Annotated in this window: 20 protein-coding genes and 1 riboswitch; of the genes, 12 read left to right on the top strand and 8 right to left on the bottom strand. The window is 64.9% G+C overall.

All coding sequences use genetic code 11. From position 1 onward, the window contains the following. The first annotated feature begins 1 nt into the window (after position 1). The 6 genes from CQ050_RS09175 (at position 2) to CQ050_RS09150 (ending at position 5947) form a co-directional block, all read left to right on the top strand. On the top strand, positions 2 to 988 hold the full coding sequence (locus CQ050_RS09175) for a tripartite tricarboxylate transporter substrate binding protein (protein WP_105556498.1): 987 nt from the start codon (positions 2 to 4) through the stop codon (positions 986 to 988). 7 nt (positions 989 to 995) lie between these two features. Continuing rightward, complete coding sequence (locus CQ050_RS09170) at positions 996 to 2024, top strand: 4-hydroxythreonine-4-phosphate dehydrogenase PdxA (RefSeq protein ID WP_105556497.1); 1029 nt, start codon at positions 996 to 998, stop codon at positions 2022 to 2024. Positions 2025 to 2033: 9 nt separating this feature from the next. Continuing rightward, the gene (locus tag CQ050_RS09165; RefSeq protein WP_105556496.1) at positions 2034 to 3206 is read left to right on the top strand and encodes an L-rhamnonate dehydratase; all 1173 of its coding nucleotides are present in this window, start codon (positions 2034 to 2036) and stop codon (positions 3204 to 3206) included. 7 nt (positions 3207 to 3213) lie between these two features. Beyond that, positions 3214 to 4170: a dihydrodipicolinate synthase family protein gene (locus CQ050_RS09160; protein ID WP_105556495.1), complete on the top strand. Its 957-nt coding sequence runs from the start codon at positions 3214 to 3216 to the stop codon at positions 4168 to 4170. 95 nt (positions 4171 to 4265) lie between these two features. Then, entirely contained in the window at positions 4266 to 5189 is a 924-nt protein-coding gene (locus tag CQ050_RS09155; protein ID WP_105556494.1) for an ABC transporter ATP-binding protein, read from the top strand. Further along, positions 5186 to 5947 (top strand): ABC transporter permease, encoded by a 762-nt coding sequence (locus CQ050_RS09150; protein ID WP_105556493.1) that lies wholly within the window; start codon positions 5186 to 5188, stop codon positions 5945 to 5947. The genes CQ050_RS09155 and CQ050_RS09150 overlap by 4 nt, the downstream gene beginning before the upstream one ends. Here the strand turns inward: CQ050_RS09150 and CQ050_RS09145 are convergent, their stop codons facing one another. The 3 genes from CQ050_RS09145 to CQ050_RS09135 all read right to left on the bottom strand — a co-directional run bounded on the left by CQ050_RS09145 (position 5948) and on the right by CQ050_RS09135 (position 8227). Further along, positions 5948 to 6646, bottom strand: a complete 699-nt coding sequence (locus tag CQ050_RS09145; protein ID WP_105556621.1) for a glutathione S-transferase family protein — start codon at positions 6644 to 6646, stop codon at positions 5948 to 5950. Between the two features lie 142 nt (positions 6647 to 6788). Further along, positions 6789 to 7181 carry a DUF4168 domain-containing protein gene (locus CQ050_RS09140; RefSeq protein WP_105556492.1) on the bottom strand — a complete coding sequence of 131 codons (393 nt, stop codon included), beginning with the start codon at positions 7179 to 7181 and terminating at the stop codon, positions 6789 to 6791. A 230-nt stretch (positions 7182 to 7411) separates the two neighbouring features. Then, a complete protein-coding gene (locus tag CQ050_RS09135) occupies positions 7412 to 8227 on the bottom strand; it encodes a sulfite exporter TauE/SafE family protein (protein ID WP_105556491.1) in 816 nt (271 codons plus the stop codon). A 125-nt stretch (positions 8228 to 8352) separates the two neighbouring features. Here CQ050_RS09135 and CQ050_RS09130 point away from each other — a divergent pair, with 125 nt between their 5' ends. Then, on the top strand, positions 8353 to 9120 hold the full coding sequence (locus CQ050_RS09130; protein ID WP_105556620.1) for a helix-turn-helix domain-containing protein: 768 nt from the start codon (positions 8353 to 8355) through the stop codon (positions 9118 to 9120). A 111-nt stretch (positions 9121 to 9231) separates the two neighbouring features. On the opposite strand, the gene CQ050_RS09125 is transcribed toward CQ050_RS09130, so the two are convergent. After that, positions 9232 to 9876 carry a hemolysin III family protein gene (locus tag CQ050_RS09125; RefSeq protein ID WP_105556619.1) on the bottom strand — a complete coding sequence of 215 codons (645 nt, stop codon included), beginning with the start codon at positions 9874 to 9876 and terminating at the stop codon, positions 9232 to 9234. 648 nt (positions 9877 to 10524) lie between these two features. Here CQ050_RS09125 and CQ050_RS09115 point away from each other — a divergent pair. Then, the gene (locus tag CQ050_RS09115) at positions 10525 to 11541 is read left to right on the top strand and encodes a PHB depolymerase family esterase (RefSeq protein ID WP_233213905.1); all 1017 of its coding nucleotides are present in this window, start codon (positions 10525 to 10527) and stop codon (positions 11539 to 11541) included. Positions 11542 to 11697: 156 nt separating this feature from the next. Further along, a complete protein-coding gene (locus CQ050_RS09110) occupies positions 11698 to 12210 on the top strand; it encodes a DUF1993 family protein (RefSeq protein ID WP_105556618.1) in 513 nt (170 codons plus the stop codon). A 94-nt stretch (positions 12211 to 12304) separates the two neighbouring features. Here CQ050_RS09110 and CQ050_RS09105 read toward each other — a convergent pair whose 3' ends face one another. Then, positions 12305 to 12817 carry a VOC family protein gene (locus CQ050_RS09105; protein WP_105556488.1) on the bottom strand — a complete coding sequence of 171 codons (513 nt, stop codon included), beginning with the start codon at positions 12815 to 12817 and terminating at the stop codon, positions 12305 to 12307. A gap of 119 nt (positions 12818 to 12936) precedes the next feature. After that, positions 12937 to 13293, bottom strand: coding sequence for a DUF1428 domain-containing protein (locus CQ050_RS09100; RefSeq protein ID WP_105556487.1), 357 nt, complete (start codon positions 13291 to 13293; stop codon positions 12937 to 12939). A 229-nt stretch (positions 13294 to 13522) separates the two neighbouring features. On the opposite strand from CQ050_RS09100, the gene CQ050_RS09095 reads away from it, so the two are divergent. Further along, positions 13523 to 14485 carry a GlxA family transcriptional regulator gene (locus CQ050_RS09095; RefSeq protein WP_105556486.1) on the top strand — a complete coding sequence of 321 codons (963 nt, stop codon included), beginning with the start codon at positions 13523 to 13525 and terminating at the stop codon, positions 14483 to 14485. 330 nt (positions 14486 to 14815) lie between these two features. Continuing rightward, positions 14816 to 19534 (top strand): autotransporter outer membrane beta-barrel domain-containing protein, encoded by a 4719-nt coding sequence (locus CQ050_RS09090; RefSeq protein ID WP_158266040.1) that lies wholly within the window; start codon positions 14816 to 14818, stop codon positions 19532 to 19534. 9 nt (positions 19535 to 19543) lie between these two features. Here the strand turns inward: CQ050_RS09090 and CQ050_RS09085 are convergent, their stop codons facing one another. After that, positions 19544 to 20776, bottom strand: coding sequence for a D-amino acid dehydrogenase (locus tag CQ050_RS09085; RefSeq protein ID WP_105556484.1), 1233 nt, complete (start codon positions 20774 to 20776; stop codon positions 19544 to 19546). A 139-nt stretch (positions 20777 to 20915) separates the two neighbouring features. Beyond that, a riboswitch (glycine riboswitch) is annotated at positions 20916 to 21006 on the bottom strand. Positions 21007 to 21106: 100 nt separating this feature from the next. Between CQ050_RS09085 and ampC the strand changes: the two genes are divergently transcribed. Beyond that, positions 21107 to 22291, top strand: a complete 1185-nt coding sequence (ampC, locus tag CQ050_RS09080; RefSeq protein WP_105556483.1) for a class C beta-lactamase — start codon at positions 21107 to 21109, stop codon at positions 22289 to 22291. A gap of 9 nt (positions 22292 to 22300) precedes the next feature. Here the strand turns inward: ampC and CQ050_RS09075 are convergent, their stop codons facing one another. Then, positions 22301 to 23302: a 3-hydroxybutyryl-CoA dehydrogenase gene (locus CQ050_RS09075; RefSeq protein ID WP_105556617.1), complete on the bottom strand. Its 1002-nt coding sequence runs from the start codon at positions 23300 to 23302 to the stop codon at positions 22301 to 22303.

The raw sequence follows: 23302 nt of genomic DNA, 5'->3' as shown, positions 1-23302 counted from the left end.
CATGAAGATCCGTGTAGTGGCCGCATTGGCGGCGGGCGCCCTGTGCCTGTCCGCGCTGCCCCCCGGGGCGGCGCAGGCTCAGGCGCAAGCCGCTGGCTGGCCCACCAAACCGCTTCGCCTGTTGGTCGGGTCCGCGCCCGGCGGCGGCACCGATGCCATGGCGCGCGCCGTGGCGGACAAACTGGGGCCGATGCTCAAGCAGACGGTCGTCGTCGAGAACAAGCCCGGCGCGTCCAATACGCTGGCGGCCGACCTGGCCGCGAAGTCGGCGGATGGCCACACCATGGTGATGGGCGTGTCGACTGCCCATGCGATCGCGCCCCACCTGTTGAAACTGAGCTATGACAACGACCGTGACCTGACGCCGGTGGTGTTCGTGGGAGCGGTACCGAATATTTTGGTCGTGAACAACGAGGTGCCGGCGAAATCGGTGCAGGATCTGGTCGCGCTGTTGAAGCGCAAGCCGGGCGAATACAACTTCGCCAGCAGCGGCTCGGGCAGCACCCAGCACATTGCGGCGGAACTCTTCAAGGACGCGACCGGGGTGCAGATGACGCATATTCCCTACCGTGGCAGCGGCCCGGCCATGGTCGACCTGATGGGCGGACAGGTGCAGATTGCCTTTGAAACCGCGTCGTCCGTCATCCCGCATATCAAGAGCGGCAAGGTGCGCGCGCTGGCGGTATTGAGCGCCCGCCGCAATGCCCAGCTGCCGGATGTGCCGACGATGGCCGAAGCCGGCGTGCCGGGCGTCGAAATGAGCGCCTGGTACGGCATCTACATGCCCAGCGCCACGTCCGCCGCCATCCAGAAACGCATCCATGACGACGTCAACCAGATCCTGGCGCTGCCCGACACGCAGGCACGCCTGCAGGCGATCGGCGCCGATATCACCCCGATGAGCCAGGAACAGTTTGCGCAGTTTCACAAAGCCGAGAACCAGCGCTACGCCGGCATCATCAAGAAGAACAACATTTCCGTGGAATGACTCCAGCATGAACCCGCAGCCAAAACCCGTTATTGCCCTGACCCTGGGCGACCCCGCCGGTATCGGCGCTGAACTGATCGCCCGCCTGCTCGCCAAGCCGGAGGCCTGCCAGATGGCCAACATCGTGCTGGTGGGCGACGCCTGGCTCTGGCGCGAAGGCCAACGCGTGGCCGGCGTGCAGGTGGCCACCCAGCCGGTGGACAGCATCGAGGCGGTGCGCGGCCGGCCGGACACCCGCCTGCCGGCGTGGTTGGAAAAGGACACGATCCGGCCCGACCAGGTGACGGTGGGCCAACCCCAGGCGGCGGGCGGGGCGTCGGTGCTGCGCGTGCTGGATGCTTGCATGGACGCCGCGCGCGACGGTCATGTGGATGCCATCTGCTTTGCGCCGCTGAACAAGTTCGCCATGAAGCTGGGCGGGCTAGGGCACGACGACGAGCTGCATCATTTCGCGCAATACCTGGGCGTCACCGGCTATTTCTGCGAATTCAATACGCTGGGCGACTTGTGGACGTCGCGCGTGTCTTCGCATATCCCGCTGAAGGACGCGGCGGCGGCGCTCAGCGTCGACGGCATCAAGGCGGCGACGCGGCTGATCTACCGGTCACTGCAGGCCAACGGCATCGCGGCGCCGCGGGTGGCGGTGGCCGCCTTCAACCCGCATGGCGGCGATGGCGGCACCTGCGGGCGCGAAGAGGTCGACATCATCGCGCCGGCCGTGCGCCAACTGAACGACGAAGGGCTGCCCGTGCAGGGGCCGTTTCCGGCGGACACCATCTTTCTGAGGGCGCAGGCCGGCGAGTTCCAGGCCATCGTCACCATGTACCACGACCAGGGCCAGATCGCGATCAAGCTGCTGGGTTTCGCGCGCGGGGTAACGGTGCAGGGCGGCTTGCCCATCCCCATCACCACGCCGGCGCACGGCACCGCCTACGACATCGCGGGCCAGGGCCGCGCCAATGTGGAGGCCACCTGGCAAGCCTTCCTGATCGCCTGCCGCATGGGCGTCTCGCACCGTTTCCCGTCTTCCAAGTAGGAATCCGACATGAAGATCAAATCCGTCCGCGCTCGCGTTTTCGAATGGACCGGCAAGACCGTTCCGCCGCAAGGCAACTTTTGCTCCAACGCCATGGACCTGCTGTATTCCAAGCAAGAAACCATGAGCACGTTCCGCTTCCACGGCTGGACCGTTGTGGAAGTGGAAACGGACGACGGCATCGTGGGCCTGGGCAATGTGGCGCTGGCCCCGCGCGTGGCCAAGGCCATCATCGACCAATACCTTGCGCCGCTGGTCGTGGGCCACGACCCCTGGGACTACGAATACCTGTGGCAGCGTATGTACCGCGCCACGCACGCCTGGGGCCGAAAGGGCGTGACGATGGCGGCGATATCGGGCGTGGACCTGGCCATTTGGGACATCCTGGGAAAGTCGGTGGGCAAGCCCGTTTTCAAGTTGCTGGGCGGCCGCACCAAGGAAAAGATCCCGGTCTACTATTCCAAGCTGTACCGCACCGACCTCAAGGCCATGCAGGAAGAGGCGCAGACCTACCTGGACCAGGGGTTCACCGCGTTCAAGATGCGTTTCGGTTACGGGCCGGCGCACCTGCAGAAAGGCGTGGCGGAGAACTTGAAGTCGGTCGAGGCCGTGCGCGAGGTCATCGGCTACGACACCGACTTGATGCTGGAGTGCTATATGGGCTGGAACCTGGAATACGCCAAGCGTATCTTGCCCAAGCTAGAGAAGTTCGAGCCCCGCTGGCTGGAAGAACCCGTCATTGCCGATGACACCGACGGCTACGCCGAACTGAACCAGCTGACGTCGATCCCGATCTCGGGGGGCGAGCACGAATTTTCGCTGTACGGATTCAAGCAGTTGCTGGATAAGAAGGCGGTGTCGGTGGTGCAGTACGACACGAACCGCGTGGGCGGCATCACGGCGGCGCACAAGATCAATGCCTTGTGCGAAGCGTACAGCGTGCCGGTCATTCCGCACGCCGGGCAAATGCACAACTACCATTTGACGATGAGCACGCTGGCCTCGCCCATGAGTGAGTATTTCCCGATGTTCGACGTGGAAGTCGGCAACGAGCTGTTCTACTACATCTTTGACGGCGAGCCGGTGGCGAAAGAGGGTTTCATCGACCTGGATGATGACAAGCCGGGGCTGGGCCTGACGCTGAAGACCGAGTATCTGAACGATTTCAACATCATCGAATAGGCCCGCGATGACAATGACCCCCACGACCCCCACGACCCCCACGAGCCAGGCGCCGCGCTATCGCGGCATCTTTCCGGTGGTGCCCACCCCCTTTACCGAGTCGGGTGGCCTGGACCTGCCCAGCCAGAAGCGCGCGGTCGACTTCATGATCGACTCGGGCGTGGACGGCCTGTGCATTCTGGCGAACTTCTCCGAACAGTTCGTGCTGTCGGACGAAGAACGCGAGGTGCTGACGCGGACCATCCTGGAACACGTGGCAGGCCGCGTGCCCGTCATCGTGACGACCACGCACTTCAGCACCCGGGTCTGCGCGGCGCGTAGCCGGCAGGCGCAGGACCAGGGCGCTGCCATGCTGATGATCATGCCGCCGTACCACGGGGCGACGATCCGCGTGCCCGAAGCGCAGGTCGAGGCCTTTTTCCAGCAGGTGTCCGACGCGGTGGACATCCCCATCATGATCCAGGACGCGCCGGTGGCTGGCACGCCGTTGCCGGCCACGCTGCTGGCGAAGATGGCGCGCGAGATTCCCCAGGTGTCGTATTTCAAGATCGAGACGGCAGGCGCGGCCTCCAAGCTGCGTGACCTGATCGCACTGGGCGGCGCGGCGGTGGAAGGGCCCTGGGATGGCGAGGAGGCCATTACCCTGCTGCCCGACCTGGATGCCGGCGCCACGGGTTCGATGACGGGCGGCGGCTTTGCCGACGGCATTCGCCCCATCATCGAGGCGCACCGCGCCGGGCGGCGCGACGAGGCCTACCGCCTGTACGAGCGCTGGCTTCCCCTGATCAACTACGAAAACCGCCAGGGCGGCATCCTGACGGCGAAGGCGTTGATGAAAGCCGGTGGCGTGATTGACTGCGAGGCACCCCGCCATCCGTTCCCGCCGATGCGCCCGGAGGTTCGCCAGGGCCTGCTGGAAACCGCCCGCCGGCTCGACCCCCTGGTGCTGCGTTGGGGCCGTTAGTCGCCACACCCTGAACACTGCGTTCCGCCACGCCGAATAAGCGGTAACGGCGCGGCGGGTAAAATCTCCAGCTGTCGATCAAGTCGGGGGCTCGAGTGCAGCCGGTCATATCAGTTCAGGATTTATCCAAGCGGTACGCGTCGGGGTTCCAGGCGCTAAAGAGCGTCAACCTGGAAATCCAGCGTGGCGAGATCTTCGCCTTGCTCGGGCCGAACGGCGCGGGCAAGACGACGCTGATCAGCATCATCTGCGGCATCGTCAATCCCAGCGACGGCCGGGTGCTGGCCGACGGACACGACATCGTGTCGGATTTTCGTGCCGCGCGCTCGAAGATCGGCCTGGTGCCGCAAGAGATTTCCACCGACGCGTTCGAAAGCGTGTGGAACACCGTGACGTTCAGCCGCGGCCTCTTCGGCAAGCCGGCGAACCCCGCCTATATCGAAAAAGTGCTGCGCGACCTGTCCCTGTGGGACAAGAAGGACAGCCGGATCATGGCGCTGTCGGGGGGCATGAAGCGTCGCGTCATGATCGCCAAGGCGCTGTCGCACGAACCTGCCATTCTGTTCCTGGACGAGCCGACGGCGGGCGTGGACGTGGAGCTGCGCCGCGGCATGTGGGAAATGGTGCGGCGCCTGCGTGAAAGCGGCGTCACCATCATCCTGACCACGCACTACATCGAGGAAGCGCAGGAAATGGCCGACCGCATTGGCGTGATCCGCAAGGGCGAGATCATCCTGGTCGAAAAAAAGGACGCGCTGATGGCCAAGCTGGGCAAACGCCAGCTGAGCCTGACCTTGAAAGCGCCGTTGCCGGGCATTCCGACCGCGCTGGACGCCTATCAGCTGGACTTGTCCGCCGATGGCTACAAGCTGGTCTATACCTATGACAACCAGGGGGGCGGGCAGATGTCCCAGCTGCTGCACGACCTCAGCCGGCTCGAGATCGAATTCACGGACCTGAATTCATCGGAAAGCTCGCTTGAGGATATCTTTGTCAGCCTGGTACACGGTCAATCATGAACTTCTACGCCATCCGCGCTATCTACCTGTTTGAAATGGCCCGCGCCTGGCGCACGCTGATGCAAAGCGTGTTGTCGCCGGTCATCTCTACGTCGCTGTACTTCGTGGTGTTCGGCTCGGCCATCGGTTCGCACATGGTCGAGATCGACGGGGTCAGCTACGGCGCGTTCATCGTGCCCGGCATGATCATGCTGTCGCTTCTTACCCAAAGCATCGCCAATGCGTCCTTCGGCATCTACATGCCGCGGTTCTCGGGCACCATCTACGAAATCCACTCGGCGCCCATCTCGTATGTGGAGATCGTCATGGGCTACGTGGGGGCGGCGGCCAGCAAGTCCATCATCCTGGGGCTGATCATGCTGGCCACGGCTCGCCTGTTCGTGTCGTTCGAGATCGCGCATCCGATCTGGATGCTGGGCTTCCTGGTGCTTACGGCCGTCACGTTCAGTCTGTTCGGCTTCATCATCGGCGTCTGGGCCGACGGCTTCGAGAAGCTGCAGATCATCCCTCTGATGATCATCACGCCGCTGACCTTCCTGGGCGGCACCTTCTATTCCATCAAGATGCTGCCCCCGTTCTGGCAGACCGCCACCTTGTTCAACCCGGTGGTCTATCTGGTCAGCGGTTTCCGGTGGGCGTTCTACGGCGTGTCGGATGTCAGCGTGGGCGTCAGCGTCGGCATGACGCTGGTGTTCCTCGTGGCGTGCCTGATCGGCGTGCGCTGGATTTTCAAGACGGGCTACCGCCTGAAGACCTGATCAACCGGCGGCGCTGGGCGCACGGCGGGCCAGGCCGTCGAAGGCATCCAGCAGCCGTTCGCGCCAGGCGTGGACGGGGTCGTCTTCGGCCAGCAGTTCCAGCGGGCTCGTGCAACGCGCCCACATGAACATGCCGAACACCGCGTAGTCGGCATAGCCGTGCTGGGCGCCCGCCAGGAAAGGCTGTTTGCCCAGCGTCAGGCGCAGCGGCAGCAATGCCGCCCGCAGCGCGGCGATCTGGTCGGCGTAGCCTGCGGGCAGGTCTTCCAGTTTGCCGAAGCGCTTTTCGCGCGAGGCGCGGAAGTACTCCTGGTCTTTTTCGTGGATCAGGCCGTGGATGGCGGGCAGCAACAGGCGCGCCAGCACGGGCACCAAGGTCGTATCGGCCCAGGCGTTCGTGAACAGGGTGGTTGCGCGGCCACCCTGACCACCGAACAGCGACGGCCGTTCGGGAAACGTGTCTTCCAGGTAGCAGGCGATCTGCCATGAATCACTGACGACATGCGTGTCATGCACCAGCACCGGCACCAGTTTCTGGCCCGAAAAGCTGATTTCCTCTTTGTCGGTGAAGCGCCAGGGCACGGTCTTGGCGGACAGGCCCTTGTGGGCCAGCGCCATGTGCGTTTTCCAGCAGTGGGGGCTGAAACGTAGCGACGCGTCGGCGCCGGCCAGGTCATAGAGAGTCAGATCCGGGTTCAAGATACCGTGCTCCTTGGGCATGCCTGTGGAAGAAGACGGCAGTCAGGATAACGCTTTCCCCGCGTCCAAGCGCGCAAGAAAAAGCGCCACGCGCCCGAAGGACGCGTGGCGCAGGCCGGACAATCCCCGGTCCGGCCTTGGGTTACTTCGGCGCGCCCTGGCTCATGTTCATGACCCGCTGCTTCAACTTCGGGTCCTGCTGCACGGCCTGGCCGATGCCATTGAATTCTTCGACGGTCAGTCCGTCCGCACGCACCAGCTGCACCATCTTGGCGTCCGCTTCCTGGACGACCTTCTGCTTGGCGTCGTCCGACTTCGCGGCGTCGACCTTGGGACGGTATTCATCGACCACGCCGGAAACCTTTTGCGATGCGGAGGCGAAACGTTGCAATTGCTGGTCGGTGGGCTGCGTGATGGCGGGGGCCATTTGCGGTTGAGCCGGCGGCTGGCTCGCGTTCTGCGCCAGGGCGGAAGCACCGGAGAGCGCCGTCGTCAAAATGGCGGCGGATAGGAATGCGTAAGTGGAACGCTGCATGAAACCTCCTTGTTCCGGTTTGAATGTCCGACCATGATGACGATGGGACCCGGCACGGGACAAGTTTCGCGATGTGTTTTCCTGTGTCGGCAGGCCACGGGATCCGGGCCGTGCCCGGCAGGGCGGCCCCAGGGCGGGCGTCGGAAACGTTTTGCGCGGTTTCGTAGTCGCTGCTGGTCGCGATGTGTCCTTAGGTGTGCGGGCGGCGGCGCCGGATGCGCGCCGCGTGCTCAAATCAGCAGCATGCTCAGCATCACCAGCGCAAGCAGCAGGAGGTACACGCGGGCATGCAGGCGATCGGGAATCCGGGGGATGAACGGGGCGGCCAGGCGGATGCCCGCAAGCGACCCAAGCGCCAGCGCGCCGAAGGCCAGCAGGTCGACGTAACCGACGATCCAGGGTGCCAGCCGGGCGGGAAGCTCGCGCGCCGCCGCCATGTACGCCAGCGTGCCCGCGATGGCGACCGGCAGCGTCAGCGGGTTGGCCATTGCCGCGGCCTTGGCCATGGGCAGGCCGCGCCGGCGCAGCAGGGGCACGGTCATCACGCTGCCGCCGACGCCCAGGAACGTCGCGACGGCGCCGATGGCCACGCCGCCGCCGACTACGACGCCCGGCCCCAAGCGTTGCGGGGCCTGCGCGTCCTGCTGCGCCAGGAAGCCCTGGCGCAGCAGGCAGTCCAGGATCGTCACGCCCAGATAGGCGATGAAGGCCCCGCGCACCAGATCGCCGCTGGCGCGGGTGGCGGCCCACGCGCCAAGCAGGGCGCCCGCCGCGATAAACGCGGCCAGCGGCCATACGTAGGCGCGCACGATGTTGCCCGCGCGCTGATGCTTGCGCGTTGCGGCGACTGAATTCACGATCATGACGCAAGTGGAGGTCGCCACCGCGATGTGCATGGCGGATTGGCCGATGGCGTCCCCCGCGCCATGGGTGGCCGTCAAAACGCCGTACAGCACCGGCACCACCACGAAGCCCCCGCCAAAGCCGAACAACACCGTGGTGATGCCGCTTGCGCAACCGAATAAGGCCAATATCAGATACAGCATGCCGCTCCTCCTTTCCCTGGAAAAGCGTCACGATAGGCGGGCAGGGAATGGCCTGCTTTATGGGATTGGACAATAATGTTCGTGTTTCGGCCAAAGCGGCCCGCGATTTCGACCTTGTCCCCGCCATGCGCAATACCCATATCGACCGCTACGACTCGCTGGACCGCGCCGTGATCGCCATCGGCAACGACTATCCGTCTGGCCAGTTGCTGCCCGCTCACGCGCACCGGCGCGCGCAATTGCTGTACGGCGCCACGGGCGTCATGCAGGTGGAGACCCGCGATGGCAACTGGGTGGTGCCGCCGCAGCGCGCCGTGTGGATCCCCGCGGGCGTGACGCATCGGGTGCGCATGCTGGACGTCAGCACGCGTAGCGCCTACATCGAAGCTGGCGCCGCGCGGACGGACCGCGTTGCCTGCGAGGTGGTCGAGGTATCGCCGTTGTTGCGGCAACTGCTGCTGGAAGCGGTCGACATGCCTGCCCTGTACGAACCGGATGGCCGCGACGGGGCGCTGGCGGCCCTGCTGTTGCACGAGGTCGATCGCGCGCCGGTCCTGCCGCTGCATATTCCCTTGCCGAAGGACAAGCGGTTGGCGCCGTTGTGCCGGGCGTTCATCGCCGCACCCGACGCGCGCGTGCCGCCACAGGCGTGGGCCGACCGTCTGCACATGAGCCTGCGCACCTTCAGCCGCCATTTCCGCTTGCAGACGGGCATGCCGTTTTCCGCCTGGCGGCAGCGCGCCTGTGTGGTGCAGGCGCTGGCGCGATTGGCCGCCGGGCAGCCGGTAACCGCCATCGCGCTGGACTTCGGCTATCAAAGCCCCGCGGCGTTCTCCACGATGTTCCGCCGTGTGCTGGGCCGGCCGCCCACGGAGTACCTGCGGCGGGACTAGCCTGTGGGTCCTATCGCAGCGCTATCGCGGCATGAATGGCAGCATGAATCGCGGCCATGCCGGGCCAATGGCTGGCATGGTGGCCGGTAGCGGCCGCCGATTGACGCGCCGTCAGGCGGCGTACCACAGCACCGCGAAGAAATGGCAGACGGTGCCGGCAAGCACGAACAGGTGCCACACGAAATGGCTGTAGCGCCAGCGGTTGTCGAACACGAAAAACACCACGCCGCCCGTGTACGCCAGCCCGCCTGCCACCAGCCACCACAATCCGCCGGTCGGGACGCGCTCGATCAGCGGGTTCACCGCGATGATCACCAGCCAGCCCATTGCCAGGTACAGCCCCGTGGAAATGGCCGGGCGGTTCAGGCGCTTGCTTGCCTTCAGCCCGACGCCCACCAGAGCCAGCCCCCACACCAGCCCGAACAGGGTCCAGCCCCAGGGGCCGCGCAACGCGCCCAGCGCAAACGGCGTATAGGTGCCGGCGATCAGGAGGTAGATGGCCGAATGGTCCAGCACGTTGAAGATCTGCTTGGCGCGGCAAAGCGGCAACGCGTGATAAATGGTGGACGCCAGATACAGCAGGCACATCGAGGCGGCGAAGACCGCCGCGCCCGCGATGAAGGCGGCATCGCCCTGGCGTACGGCAGCGATGATCAGGAAGGGGGCGGCGGCCATGGCGCTTGCCGCGCCCACGCCGTGGCTGATGGTGTTGGCGATTTCTTCGCCCAGCGTCTGGGGTCTGTCGTTCGGAAACATGAATGCGTCTTGTTGGTGCGAGGCTTCCACCATAGGCGCTTTGTGCCGCGGGCTCAAGGGGCCGTGCACCGGCGGCGGGACTGATGCGGCAGGGTTTGATTTTGTGCAAATCGGGCCCATGCGGGTTGCGACGAAATACCCGGCTGCAAAGTTACTCTGTGATACATTTCACGCACGAACTGAGCTGCCCGTAGAGGCGGTGCACATTCTATTTCCCAGGCTCGCGTCTGCGGCTGCGCGTGCAGCTCCGCACAACAGATACTCTTAGGGGAGACACCAATGATTCCGGCAATTGGCCTTATGGTAGGGGCATACATCGTTACGCGGATGACCGCCATGCTGACGCGTCCCGACTCCAGTAAAGTGGTCAGAGTATTGTCCGTGCTGACGATCGCCGTGGCCCTGATGTCCTGTCTGCAATTGTTGACGGGCGGTGCCGGTCCGGCAGCAAGATTCTGAATTCCAGGCGTCCGTGACCGTGCGGGCGCGATGGTCGGCGTGCCGCAGCGAGCGGCCCCGCGGTGCCAAGGCACCGACGCGATGTCAAGAAGGTTCACTGGCCGAGGCCCAGCAATGGCGCGCAGTTTTACCAGTCTGTTTTTCAAAGCCGCAAAGAAACTAGGCAAACTCCAGCGCACTGCGCTGCGCATGGCGACCCCGAAGCCCGCAAAGAAGCGCACTGCGCCGGCGCGAAAGACGGCGGCCAAGCTTGCGCCGCCGGCCGCCGCGCCCCATCAGGCGGCAGCGGCGTCATTGGGCAGCGGGCGATGGGAATCGTCGCGGCAGTTTTCCGATGGCGCGGGACGCCAATTGACCTTCGCCCGTTATACGCCCGCGCCCGGGCCACGCGCAGGCATGCCCGTGGTCGTGATGCTGCATGGTTGCCGGCAAACCGCGTTGGCGTTCGCGCGCGGCACGCGCATGAACCAGTGGGCGGATGCCGGGGGCTTCATGGTGCTGTATCCGCAGCAGTCCATGACGCGCCAGGTCCAGCGATGCTGGCGCTGGTTCCAACCCGACGCGCTGCACGGCGGCGCGGAAGCCGATCTAATCGCGGCGCTGATCCGGTCGGAAATCGCGCGGCACGGCCTCGACCCGGAGCGGGTCTACATCGCGGGGTTGTCTGCGGGGGCGGGCATGGCGGCGCTGGTGGCGTTGCGGCACCCCTCACTGATTGCCGCCGTGGCCATGCACTCCGGCCCTGTCGTGGGCGATGCGCATAGCGCCGCCAGCGGTATCGGCACGATGCGGCGCGGCAGCCTCAAGCCGTTGCTGCCGTTGCTGGAAGGCGTGGCCGACCCCGCCGTGTTCCGCCTGGGCATGCCGGCATTGATCCTCCACGGGCAACTGGATCCGGCGGTGGCGCCTCGCAACGCCAAACAGTTGTTCGAACAGTTCCGCGCCTTGAATGACCCGCGTCCGGAAGACGTTCCCATGGAGCGCGTGCTGGGGCTGGGTACTGACAAGGCATACCGCCGCGTGGACCTGCTGCGCGGGCGCAAGACCGTATTGCGCCTGTGCGAAATCACGCGGATCGAGCATGCCTGGAGCGGTGGCGACGCGTCGGTGAAATACCATGCGCGCGGCGGCCCCGACGCGTCGGCGCTGGTATGGCGTTTTTTCCAGGGCTTGCGCCGGACGGGCGCGGGCCAGCCGGAGCCCTAGGCGTCGTCGCGCAGGCGCTATTGTTCGGGAATGGGGAATGCAGTTGTCGGGGCAGGCTGCCGGGGAAACCGGGCGGCGCGGCGGTAAGATCGCCGCATTCCTGACGCAGGCGGAGCGTGTGCTTCGCCCAGGCTGGCTTTTTTGGAAATCTTCGCCATGTCCCTTTCTATCTATCAGGCGTCCGTGCCTGTCTTCGTTCGCGGCATGACCGTGCTGGCCGATCTGCTTGAAAAGGCGGTCGCCCATGCCCAGGCCGAAGGGCTCGACCCCTCCGTGCTCGTCAATGCGCGCCTGGCGCCCGACATGTATCCGCTGTCCGGCCAGGTTCAGCGCGCCAGCGACGCCGCCAAGTTCGCGGCTCAGCGTCTGTCCCAGGGGCAAGCCCCGAAGTTTCCCGACGAAGAGACGACTTTCGCGCAATTGCAGCAACGCATCGCCGACACCATCGCCTATTTGCAAAGCGTGACGCCTGAACAGGTGGAGGGCGCGGAAAGCCGCAAAATCGTTGTGAACTTTGGCGACTTCAAGCCGGAATTCCAGGGCGATGGTTACCTGCTGACGTTCGCGCTGCCCAACTTCTATTTCCACGTCACGACCGCCTATGCGATCTTGCGCAACGCGGGCGTAAAAATCGGCAAGCTGGATTTCCTGGGGCCGTATCCGCAGTAAGTCTCGGACCGTCGCAAAAAAGCCCGCAGCGGCTGGACCCTCCAGGGTCCGACCGCTGCGGGCTTTCACATTGCCACGCGCCGACGCGCCGCGTTCATTGTTTGGCGGCAGTTGCCGCCGCCGCATCGCCGCAGCCGGTCATTTCGCCCATCTTGGCCATGTTCTGCTGGATCTCCTCGGGCGAATAATCGAATTTGTGCGTGGCGATGGACCAGCGATGGCCGAACGGATCCACGACCTGGCCGTAGCGGTCGCCCCAGAACATGTCGGCGACGGGCATCGTCACGGTGGCGCCCGCGGCCACGGCTTGCTTCATCGCGGCGTCCACGTCGTTCATGTACAGGTGCAGTGTCACCGGCGAGCCTTTCAGCGCCTTGGGGCCCAGGGTGCCCCATTCCGGAAAGTCGTCCATCAGCATCAGCACGGAATCCCCGATGCGGATGGCGGCATGCATGATCTTGCCGTTGGGCCCGGGCAAGCGCGCAAGCTCTTCGGCGTTGAAGGCATTCTTATAAAAAGCGATGGCGTCCGAGGCACCTTCGCACACGATGTGCGAGGTCAGCGTGTGCATGCCGTCGGGGATGGGCTTCGTTGCAGGCGTAGCCATGGCGTGTCTCCAGAATCGTTGATTGTCAGGGGGACGGAGCGCCGCGTCGATGCGGACCGGCGGCTCCTGCAGATACGACGAACGGGAGGTGCCGGTTTCGACACCCCGCCCGTTTTTTTTTACTTGCCCACCAAGGTGTTGAAGCCGCCCAGGCACATGCGCTTGAAGTCGAACACGCCTTCGCAGGACATGCCGGTCAGCCGCGGGTCCGCCATCACCTTGGCGTTGATCCGGTCGCGCTCGGGCTTGCTTTCGAACAAGACCCAGGCGAACACCACGGTTTCATCTTCCTTCGCGCCAGCGGCGGCCGTGAACGAGCCAAAGCCTTCCATGTCGATGTCGTCCGCCACGCACTCGCGGTAGTCCAGCGCCCCGTGTTCGAGCCAGACGTCCTTGGCCTGTTCGGCCATTTTCTTGTACGCCGGCAGGTTCGCCTTGGGGACGGCGAGAAGGTAACCATCTACGTAATTTTCCATCAAACGCTCCTTTGGTCCATGTTGTTTTCGCCGGCGCCAGACATGCCCGCTGGTCACGTCCGCCGCCGTCCGGCGGTGAAGCCGGCAGATGTCACTGTATCGGGATCAGCGGCGATTTCAGATAGGGGAATGCGACATTCTTGCGGGTGGATTGCGTCAGCTCGCAGGCGTATGCTTGGCGTCATCAAAAATGCCGCTCCGCGGTGCCTGTCGCGCGGACCTTCCTCCCATGAAAAACGTCGCTTTCCTATTGCCGACGGGAGCGAACATCGCTTCCCTGGAGACCGCGCGCCACGGTTTCCTGGTCGCCAATGAGTATCTGGTGGCGCATGGCCAAGAGCCGCGTTTCCGGGTGCGCACGCTGGCGCTGACGCGCGAGGTCAGCCTGGACGACGGGCGCATCAAGGTGCAGGCCGACATGGTGCTGGCCGACGCCACCGACATCGACATCTGCATCGCGCCGCCGCTGCTGGGCGCGGTGTCGGACGCCGTGCTGTCCAACCGCGAACTGATCGACTGGTTGTCGCGGCATCATCGCGAGGGCGGCGAAGTCGCCAGCCTCTGCATGGGGGCGGCGTTACTGGCGGCGGGCGGGGTGCTGGACGGGCAGCAAGCCGTGGTGCATTGGGTGGCGCAGAACCTGTACGCCAGCCTTTTCCCCAATGTGCAATGGGTCAGCGACCGGGTCGTCATGGCGGACAACGGCGTCTACACCAGCGGCGGCGCGTTTTCGGCGGCGCATCTGGTGCTGCATCTGATCGAGAAATACACGGACCGCGACACCGCCATCTGGTGCGCCAAGTACTTCCAGCTGGACTGGAGCCGGCAGAGCCAGCTGCCGTTTTCGGTGTTCACGGGGCAGAAGGGCCACGCCGATGAGGTCGTGCGCGCGGTGCAGGATTACATCGAAGGCCGCTACACCGAGAAGATCACCGTGGAAGACCTGGCCGGCCGTCACGCAATGGGCCGCCGCACGTTGGAACGCCGCTTCCGGCAAGCCACGGGGAACAGTATCGTGGAATACGTGCAACGGGTGCGTATCGAGGCGGCGAAGAAGCGTCTGGAGTCGTCGCGAAAAAGCGTGGCGGAAGTGATGTACGAGGTGGGCTACAACGACACCAAAGCCTTTCGCGACATCTTCAATAAGTACTGCGGCATGTCGCCCGTGGGCTATCGCGAACGCTATCAGTGAGTCTGTGCCGCAGGGCGGGATGCTGTCGGGCGCTGGGGGATTACCGCGGCGTCCCCGGTGCTCGGGGCGGCTGATCACGCGCGGACGGCGCGGCCGCCGACGGCGATCCTCGGAATACCGTCAGGTAGATGTATCGGATTAAGAGTCAATGTAAAAAAATGTGGGTTATTATTTCGCGGCTTGCGTGAGTTGAGTATGAGCCGCATCAGGCATATGCCTGGGTTAATAACCCTCAGATTATAAAAATCCGGTATGAAAACGAGAAACAAGAAAGCACCGCATTACGCCACGCAATATGGCGGTATGGCCAGAAATGAATTTCCCCGGGGTATGACGCGCCGCCCGCTGGCGGTGGCGATTTCCCGCAGTTTCGTCCCGGCATGGGCGATCGGCGGCGCGATGCTGCTGGGTTCTGCGATGGCGCATGCCACGGTGATCGGTGAAGGAGAGATGCGCTCCATTCCCAGCCAGCCGCTCGATAACGACGAAATCATGCTGAACGGGGGATCACTGATTGTCGACCCGCTTCAGTTTCAAACGCTGGAGTTCTCCCAGACGCTGACGTTCGCGGATGGAAAAACCAGTACGGTAGCGGCGCAACAGGCCGCCATGCTGTCGATTCGCAGCGGTCTGGATATTCGAGGTACTGCGCAATTTGGTTTGGACGGCGCGGACGGCCAAATCGTGCTGGAACAATATATCCCTGTGTCAATCGGCAGCCAAGCCAAGTTGAATGTGGTTGGCGGGACGCTGAAGAACGGCATGGGCAGCAGCGTACTCAGCGACGTAACGAGCCAGGCCACTGAAACCCGCGTGGGGCGGAACGCGACGCTCGACTTCGTCGGGTCCGCCGGCCATATCAAGAATCTGCAGGGGGCCGGCACCGTTGTCACCAGTTATGACGGGTTGCAGCCGCTGACCATCGAGCAAGGGAGCTATGCGGGGTGGATCCGTGGCGTCAGCGAAGTGAGGAAGACGTCGACGGGAACGCTGACGCTATCTGGCTCGATCGGCGTTGCGGGGCCTGTCACCATCGCCGAAGGGACTCTGGAACTGACGAACCAAGGAACGTACGCCAATCCCGGCCAGGCAGTAGTCAACAACGGTGCGCTGGTGTTCAAGCAGTTCAACGGCGGCGTAATGGGCAATATCTCCGGCACCGGTGGCATCGAGGTAACGGACCAATCCATGGTGGGGCTGGGGGGCGTCAATACCTACAGCGGAATGACGACCATCGATGCAGGGGCTGTCCTGACGTCCTTCAACGGCCCAGGTTTCACGCCGCAGGGACGTGTGCTCGGAACAGGTCCAGTGGTCAACAACGGCCAGCTCTCATTGCAGCACACCGGCACCGTGATTATCGACAATCAGATTTCGGGAGCGGGCGCGCTTTCCTTTACGGATTCGGGTCACGTCATTCTTACCGCCAACAACAGTTATAGCGGAGAGACCAAAATTCTAGGAGGAGGCACACTTGAACTCGGCAATGGTGGAGAGTCTGGCTCCGTGGGTACAGGCGCGGTCCTCACATCGCCGGGCGCAAAGTTGATATTCAACCGCGGCAATGATTTTTCCGTTGATGGCGTGATATCGATCTATCAAAGCACGATGGCAAAGATCGGTGCCGGAAAAATGACGGTTTTGGGCGGCCTTGCCACCAATGAAGGTCTTGTCGAGGTGAGGGAAGGCGCGCTGCATTTCGGAGAAGGCGGAACGCGAGGCTCGGCGGGCTATCTGGATATCAATGCCGCCCGAGGCTCCGAGCTTGGATTCAATCACTCAGATGATATAAACCTGTCCGGCAGGCTGTCGGGGCAAGGGCGTTTGAATAAGCTTGGCGCTGGCAAGCTGTACTTCTTGGCTGACGGTTCCGCCTTCACCGGCGACACGGTCGTAAACGGCGGAGAACTCCTCATGTGGGGCGGGTCGTTGGGCGGCACCGTGACGGTGAACTCCGGTGGGCGGATCCAAGGCAACGGCAGCGTTGGCACAACGGACGTGCTGGCTGGCGGCATGCTGGTCAGTTCGGGTTTTACCCGCCTGCGCGTCAATGGCGATTTGGCGCTCAAGGACGGTTCCACGGTGCGCTACTACCTGGGCACCGCGGGCGCCGATGGCAGCAGCGCCGGCACGACGGGTACGACTCGTGTATCGGGCGATCTCGACCTGAACGCCAAGCTTCAGGTCCGCGACAACGGACAGCCCACGATCGGCTATTACCGCCTGTTCACTTACGGCGGTACGCTGAGCGGAACGGGCCTGGTGCTGGACACAGTGCCTACCGGCCACTCCAGAGACCAAATCTCTGTCGATACTACGCGCACCGGTATGGTGGACTTGCGTATTGTGCCCGCAGGCGTCCCGGAATCCCTGTTGGTTTGGCGCGGCGGTTCGGGCGTCTGGGGGGCGGGCCACATGCAATGGCAGGCTGATGGCCAATCCGGCTGGTCAGGGGCGTGGGGCGCGCAACATGCCGTGTTCTCGGATGTGGCAGGAGTCGTCTCGGTCTCTGGCGCTCAGGTATTCAAGGGCCTGCAGTTCCTCTCCGATGGCTGGCAGATCGGCCCGCTGGCGGGCGCGGGCGGCTCGTTGCAGACCGCAGCGGACGGCAGCGAGCTGCGGGTGCTGGCGGGCGTGACCGCCTTCATCGGTGCGCCGATCCAGGGCAGCGGCGGGCTGGACAAGACGGGCGGCGGCACGCTGGTGCTGGACGGCGCGAACAGCCACACGGGGGGCACCCGGATATCGGATGGCGTGCTGAGCGTGTCGCAGGATGCGAGTCTGGGTGACAGCTCGGGCGGCCTGGCCTTCAACGGCGGCACGTTGCGTGTCACCGGCGACACTTTCTCGCAGACCGGGCGCAACCTGCAATGGAGCGCCCAGGGTGGGGCGTTCGATATCGCGTCGGCCGCCAATCGCTTCACGGTGAGCCAGGCGCTGTCGGGCGCCGGCGATCTGGTCAAGCTTGGCGCGGGCACGCTGGTGCTGACAGGCAACAACGCCTACGGCAACACGCGTGTCGAGGCGGGCACGCTGGTGGGCAACGCGGACTCGATCCGCGGCAGCCTGCAGAACAATGCCTTCGTCGTGTTCGATCAGGCAGGCAACGGCACGTTCGCCGGCGACATCTCGGGGGCTGGCGAGGCCACCAAGACCGGCGCGGGCGTGCTGACCCTGACGGGCCGCAGCGCGCAGACCTGGCGCGTCGCGGCAGGCACGCTGGCGGCGACGGGCGGTACTTTTTCCGGCAACGTGAATCTGGCGGCTGCCGGGGCGCTGAATCTGGACACGCCACAATCGAGCACTTATTCAGGCGTTTTGTCGGGAACCGGCGCATTCGCCAAGACCGGCGCCGGCATGCTGGCGTTCACCGGCGACAGTTCCGCCTTTGCCGGTAGCACTCGCGTCGAACAAGGGGTGTTGTCGGTCGGCGTTAACGGGCAGGGCAAACTTGGTGGCCAAGTGACGGTCGCCCAAAATGGCGTGCTGCAAGGGACCGGTTCCGTAGGCGGCGCCACCGTGCAGGCAGGCGGCATCATCGCGCCGGGGAATTCCATCGGCACGCTGCATGTGGCCGGCGACCTGACGCTGGAAGCCGATTCCGTGTACCGGGTTGAGGCAGATCCGCTATCCAATGACAGCGATCGCATCGCCGTCGGCGGCACCGCCAACCTGGGCGGTTCGGTACTCCACGTCGGCCCTGACGGCAATCTGGCGGGCGAGCGCAGCTACACGATTCTGACCGCCAACCGCATCAACGGGGCGTTTTCGTCCGCCTCGTCCACGTTTGCGTATCTGGATGCGAACCTGGGCTATGACGCCCAGGCCGTCACGTTGCGACTGGACCGCAAGCGCGTGCCCGTCGACCCGTCCACGCCTTCCACGCCGGGCACGCGTCCGATGCGTTTTGCCGACGCGGCAGGCACGTCGAACCAGCGTGCCGCCGCGACGGCGCTGGACAGCCTGTCGGGCGCGAATCCGTTGTACCAGTATGTGTTGACCTTGCCGCAAGGCGCGCCCGCAGGCGTCTTCGACAACCTGTCGGGCGAGGCGCACGCCAGCGTCACGTCCAGCCTGAACAACCTGAATGGGCTGTCGAGGAACCTGCCGTTCAAGAGCTTGCGTGCCAATCTGGATGCCGGCCTGGCGGCGGGCGAGGCGACCGCGCAAGCGGGCGGCGCGACGCCGGCCTCGGCGTTGCCGAGTTCGAAGGCGCAACCCGCGTGGGCCGAGCTTGTCGGTACCTGGCAGACGCTTGGCGGTAACGACAACGCGTCACGCGTGGATCAGCGTACCGGCGGCGTGTTCGTCGGTGCGGACCACGCGGTGGGTGGCGGTTGGCGCCTGGGCGGTGCGTTGGGCTACACCGACAGCCGCATCCGTGTCGATGCGAATTCGTCCAAGGCGGATGTCGATAGCTACAGCGCGACGGTCTATGGCGGCAAGGCCTTCCAGGCCGGCGCGGGCAAGCTCAACCTGCTGGTCGGCGCGGGCTATACCTGGCACGACATTTCCACCACGCGCAACGTCGTGGTCGCGGGACAGCAAGACAAGCTGACCGCCGATTACGGCGCCAGCACCGGTCAGCTCTTCACCGAACTGGGTTATGCCCTGCCGGTGGCCGAGCGCGCCCAGCTGGAGCCCTTCGCAGGCGTGGCGTGGTCCGATACGCGGACCCGCGGCTTCCAGGAATCGGGTGGCGTGGCGGCACTGAGCGGCGAAAGCAACCGCAATTCGCTGACCACGACCACGCTTGGCCTGCGCGGCAAGACGGCGTTCACCGCGGGCAAGACCGAAGGCGTGTTGCGTGCCGCAGCGGGCTGGCGCCATGCGTTCGGCGACGTCGATTCGCGTACCCGTCTGGCGTTCAATGGCAGCCAACCGTTCACGGTCTCGGGCGCACCGTTGGCGCGCGATGCGGCGTTCACCGAGCTGGGCGTGGAGCTGGCGGTATCGCGTTCCGCCACCATCGGCGTTACCTACAGCGGCCAGTACGGCGGCGGCAATCGCGAGAATGCCGGCTCCGTGGGCGTGACCTGGCGGTATTGATCGGACGCCTTATCCAGGCAGCGGCAGCGTCTTTCCGACGCTTGCCGCCAGCATCTGCGCGGTGGCGGCCGACAGGGTCCAGCCCAGGTGGCCATGCCCGGTGTTGTAGAACACACCGGGCCGCTTGCCGGGGCCCACGCGCGGCATCATGTTGGGCGTCATGGGACGCAGGCCGCACCACGGCACCACGCGCGATGTCCGGATGCCGGGAAAGTGCTTGCGCGTCCAGTCGACCAGCGGTTGCACCCGTTCGGCGCGGATGTCCATATTGAAGCCGTTGAACTCCGCCGTGCCCGCCACGCGGAAGCGGTCGCCCAGCCGGCTGGTGACGATTTTGGCGGCCTCGTCCAGCAGGCTGACGCGGGGCGCGGCGGCCTGGCTTTGCGCGTCGTCCAGATGCACGCTGATGGAGTAGCCCTTCACGGGATAGATGTTCAGCGAGTCGCCGAGTTGTCGGGCGAACTTGCGGCTGACCGCGCCGGCGCAGATGACGATGGCATCGGCCTCGTGCTGTTCACGCACCGTGCCGCCATCGCGCAGGACGTCCAGCACATAGGGAGGGGTGCCGCGGCCGATCTGGCCGACGTCGGCGTCCTGCATGAACGTGACGCCAAGGCGTGCGCACGCCCGCGCCAGCCCGCTGGTGAACTTATGAATGTCGCCGGTGGCGTCCGAGGGCGTGTAGAACCCGCCATAGCAATCCGTTTGCAGCGTGGGTTCGATGTTGCGGGCTTCGCTGCCGGACACGGCAAAGCGCTCCAGGCCGCCTGCCTGCAGCAACGTGTTGGAACGGCGGGCGGCCTCGAAGCCTGCTGCCTCGTGATAGATGTGAAGAATGCCGCGGCGCTCCAGATCGAAATCGATGCCTTCGGCCTCGGCCATGTCGAAAAGATGCTGCCGCGCTTCGATCGCCAGCCGCGTGGTGGCGATGGTGTTCGCCCGGTAGTTCGGAATCTGCGCCATGAACTGCGCCAGCCATGAATACTTGTGCCAGCTGAATTTAGGGTTCAGCAAAAGCGGCGCGTTCTTGCGCCACATCCAGCGCAACCCTTTCAGAACCGTGGCCGTGCTGTTCCAGACTTCGGCGTTGCTGGCCGACAGCTGGCCGCCGTTGGCGTAGGACGTTTCCATGGCCGGGTAGCGCTGGCGGTCGTAGACAGTGACCTTGTATCCGAGCTTGGACAAGGCGTAGGCGGACGTGACGCCGGTGATACCGGCGCCAATGATGGCGATGCGGGGCATGATGGCTCCAGATTGGGTGGCCGCGGCCGATATGGCCGCAGCACCCCATCTGTCTTGGTACCTGAGAGCTTCACCCGCGGCGCTGACGGCGGCGGGTTCCCCTTCGGTGGGCGCGCACGGCGCCTCTCTCCAGATTGTCTAGACGCGCGCAGTCCTGTTGCCTGAGAGTTTCCGGGGCGGTTGCTCCGTCGGCGCCGGCCACAAGTGCCGGTCTCTTCTGCGCGGTTTTGAATCGACGGGGTACAGAATAGCCAAGTTCTTGTCGAATTGAATTCAGGGTAAGTACTATGTCGGGCATTCAACCGAGACGGCAAGAGAAGGGATGCAAGCATGAGAAAGCGCGTTGACCGAACCCGCCGCGCCGCCTTGTCGGCGCTGGCGTGGGTGGCCTTGGTCGCCTTGGGCGCGACCGCGCAGCAAGGGCAAGCCGCGCCGCCGGGGTCAGCGGAAGCCCGCCGCCATATCGACGAAGCCGCGCAGGCGGTGATGCACGAATTCGGCGTGCCGGGTCTGGCGATTGCCGTCACCCAGGATGGCCGGCAGCAGTTCTACAACTACGGCGTGGCATCGCGGCAGACGCAGGCCAAGGTCAGCCGCGACACCCTGTTTGAAGTGGGCTCGATCAGCAAAACCTATACCGCGACGCTGGCGGCCTATGCGGAAACGCAGGGCAAGCTGTCGCTGAACGACAGCCCCGCGCGTTTCCTGCCCGCCCTGCAAGGTTCGGCGTTCGCGCAACTGACGCTGGTTCATCTGGGTACGCACACGGGCGGCGGCTTTCCGTTGCAGGTGCCCGATGCCGTGCGCAACGACGCGCAGTTGATGGACTACCTGAAGACCTGGAAGCCGCAGGTTCCGGCCGGCACCTCCCGCACTTACGCCAATCCCAGCATCGGCATGTTGGGCGTAGTGGCCGCCAAGAGTCTGGAGCAGCCGTTCGTGCAGGCGATGGAAAAAACGCTGTTTCCGAAGCTGGGCCTGACGCACACGTATATCGACGTGCCGGCCGCCGCGATGGCGGGCTACGCCCAGGGTTACAACAAGCAGGATGCGCCGGTCCGCGTGAATCCCGGCGTGCTGGCGGCCCAGGCGTATGGCGTGAAGACCAGCGCGCGCGATCTCTTGCGTTTCGTCGAGGTCAACATGGATATGACGGGCGACGCGGACATTCGGCGCGCTGTTGCGCGCACGCATGTGGGCTATTACCAGGTCGGCGACATGACGCAGGACCTTGTCTGGGAACAACTGGCCTATCCCGTGACGCTGGATGCGTTGCTGACGGCCAACGCGGGTACGCTGAACAGCCAGAGCCACCCGGCAATGGCGTTGAATCCCCCGCTGGCGCCGCAGCAGGCGGTGTGGATCAACAAGACCGGATCGACCAACGGCTTCGGCGCATATGTGGCGTTCGTGCCGGCCCGGAAAACGGGCATCGTGATCCTGGCCAACAAGAACTATCCGAACGAAGCCCGGGTGCGGCTGGCGTACCGGATCCTGGAAGACCTGGCACGCTGAGCCGCGGCGTCAGCGCCGGGGGTCGGGCGCGGACGGGGCGCTGCCTGCCCGAGGCAGCAGCCCCATGATGTCCAGCCGCTTGCACAATTGTTCCAGCCGTTCCATTTTGTACGCGTCCACGTCCATGCCGGCGTAGTCGTAGAAGCCCTGGCCGTCGCGCAGTCCGTTGCGGCCTTCCTCCATGTTGCGGGCGATGACGTCGGGTGCGGCGAAGCGGGGGCCGATTTCGCCGGACAGGTAGCGCGACGCGTAGTAAAGGATGTCGCCGCCGCCCCAGTCGATGAATTCCAACAGGCCCAGTACCGAAAAGCGCAGCCCGAAACCCAGCCGCACGGCGGTGTCGATGTCTTCCGCGCTGGCCACGCCTTCCTCTACCATGCGGGCGGCCTCGTTCATGGCCAGGGCCTGGATGCGGGGCACGATGTAGCCCGCGGACGGCGCGCACTGCACCGGCACCTTGCCGGCCTGGCGCAGCGTATCCAGCAGCAGCGACGCCGCGGCGTCGCCAGTCTGCGGCCCGCGGCTGACTTCCACCAACGGAATCAAGGTGGCCGGGTTCAGCCAGTGGGCGTTCAGAAAGCGCTCGGGATGCGGCACCAGCCTGGCCAATTCGGTGACAAGAAAGGTGGACGTGGTGGAAGCGATGACCCCATCCGGGGCGCACGTCTGCCCCAGCCACAAGAAGGTGTCCCGCTTGGCGTCCAGCCGTTCCGGCACGGCCTCGAAGACGACGCGCGCCGCCCGCAGGTCGGCCACGGCGTCGTCGCGCCGGCGCAGGCGCACCCGGCCCAGGGCCGATTCCGTCTGGCTCGCGTCCAGCAGGCCCAACTGGCTAAGCGTGCCGAGCTCGCGCCTTAGGTTGGCCGCTACGCTCGCGTCGTGCGCCGATTGTTCGGCTGGCGCTCGCGGCTTGATGTCGATCAGCGTCACCTGCCATCCGGCAAGCAGGTAAGACAGGGTGATGCCTTCACCCATGCGGCCGGCGCCGACCACGCAAATTCTGGCGTCCAT

Origin of the sequence: Achromobacter sp. MYb9, from assembly GCF_002975275.1 — a bacterium.
Lineage (GTDB): Bacteria > Pseudomonadota > Gammaproteobacteria > Burkholderiales > Burkholderiaceae_B > Achromobacter.
This window is presented reverse-complemented; position numbering and strand designations above follow the sequence as displayed.

Coding starts and splice junctions, on each gene's coding strand:
- CQ050_RS09175 (WP_105556498.1), top strand. CDS start 2: ATGAAGATCCGTGTAGTGGCCGCATTGGCGGCGGGCGCCCTGTGCCTG.
- CQ050_RS09170 (WP_105556497.1), top strand. CDS start 996: ATGAACCCGCAGCCAAAACCCGTTATTGCCCTGACCCTGGGCGACCCC.
- CQ050_RS09165 (WP_105556496.1), top strand. CDS start 2,034: ATGAAGATCAAATCCGTCCGCGCTCGCGTTTTCGAATGGACCGGCAAG.
- CQ050_RS09160 (WP_105556495.1), top strand. CDS start 3,214: ATGACAATGACCCCCACGACCCCCACGACCCCCACGAGCCAGGCGCCG.
- CQ050_RS09150 (WP_105556493.1), top strand. CDS start 5,186: ATGAACTTCTACGCCATCCGCGCTATCTACCTGTTTGAAATGGCCCGC.
- CQ050_RS09140 (WP_105556492.1), bottom strand. CDS start 7,181: ATGCAGCGTTCCACTTACGCATTCCTATCCGCCGCCATTTTGACGACG.
- CQ050_RS09135 (WP_105556491.1), bottom strand. CDS start 8,227: ATGCTGTATCTGATATTGGCCTTATTCGGTTGCGCAAGCGGCATCACC.
- CQ050_RS09130 (WP_105556620.1), top strand. CDS start 8,353: ATGCGCAATACCCATATCGACCGCTACGACTCGCTGGACCGCGCCGTG.
- CQ050_RS09125 (WP_105556619.1), bottom strand. CDS start 9,876: ATGTTTCCGAACGACAGACCCCAGACGCTGGGCGAAGAAATCGCCAAC.
- CQ050_RS09115 (WP_233213905.1), top strand. CDS start 10,525: ATGGCGACCCCGAAGCCCGCAAAGAAGCGCACTGCGCCGGCGCGAAAG.
- CQ050_RS09110 (WP_105556618.1), top strand. CDS start 11,698: ATGTCCCTTTCTATCTATCAGGCGTCCGTGCCTGTCTTCGTTCGCGGC.
- CQ050_RS09105 (WP_105556488.1), bottom strand. CDS start 12,817: ATGGCTACGCCTGCAACGAAGCCCATCCCCGACGGCATGCACACGCTG.
- CQ050_RS09100 (WP_105556487.1), bottom strand. CDS start 13,293: ATGGAAAATTACGTAGATGGTTACCTTCTCGCCGTCCCCAAGGCGAAC.
- CQ050_RS09095 (WP_105556486.1), top strand. CDS start 13,523: ATGAAAAACGTCGCTTTCCTATTGCCGACGGGAGCGAACATCGCTTCC.
- CQ050_RS09090 (WP_158266040.1), top strand. CDS start 14,816: ATGACGCGCCGCCCGCTGGCGGTGGCGATTTCCCGCAGTTTCGTCCCG.
- CQ050_RS09085 (WP_105556484.1), bottom strand. CDS start 20,776: ATGCCCCGCATCGCCATCATTGGCGCCGGTATCACCGGCGTCACGTCC.
- ampC (WP_105556483.1), top strand. CDS start 21,107: ATGAGAAAGCGCGTTGACCGAACCCGCCGCGCCGCCTTGTCGGCGCTG.
- CQ050_RS09075 (WP_105556617.1), bottom strand. CDS start 23,302: ATGGACGCCAGAATTTGCGTGGTCGGCGCCGGCCGCATGGGTGAAGGC.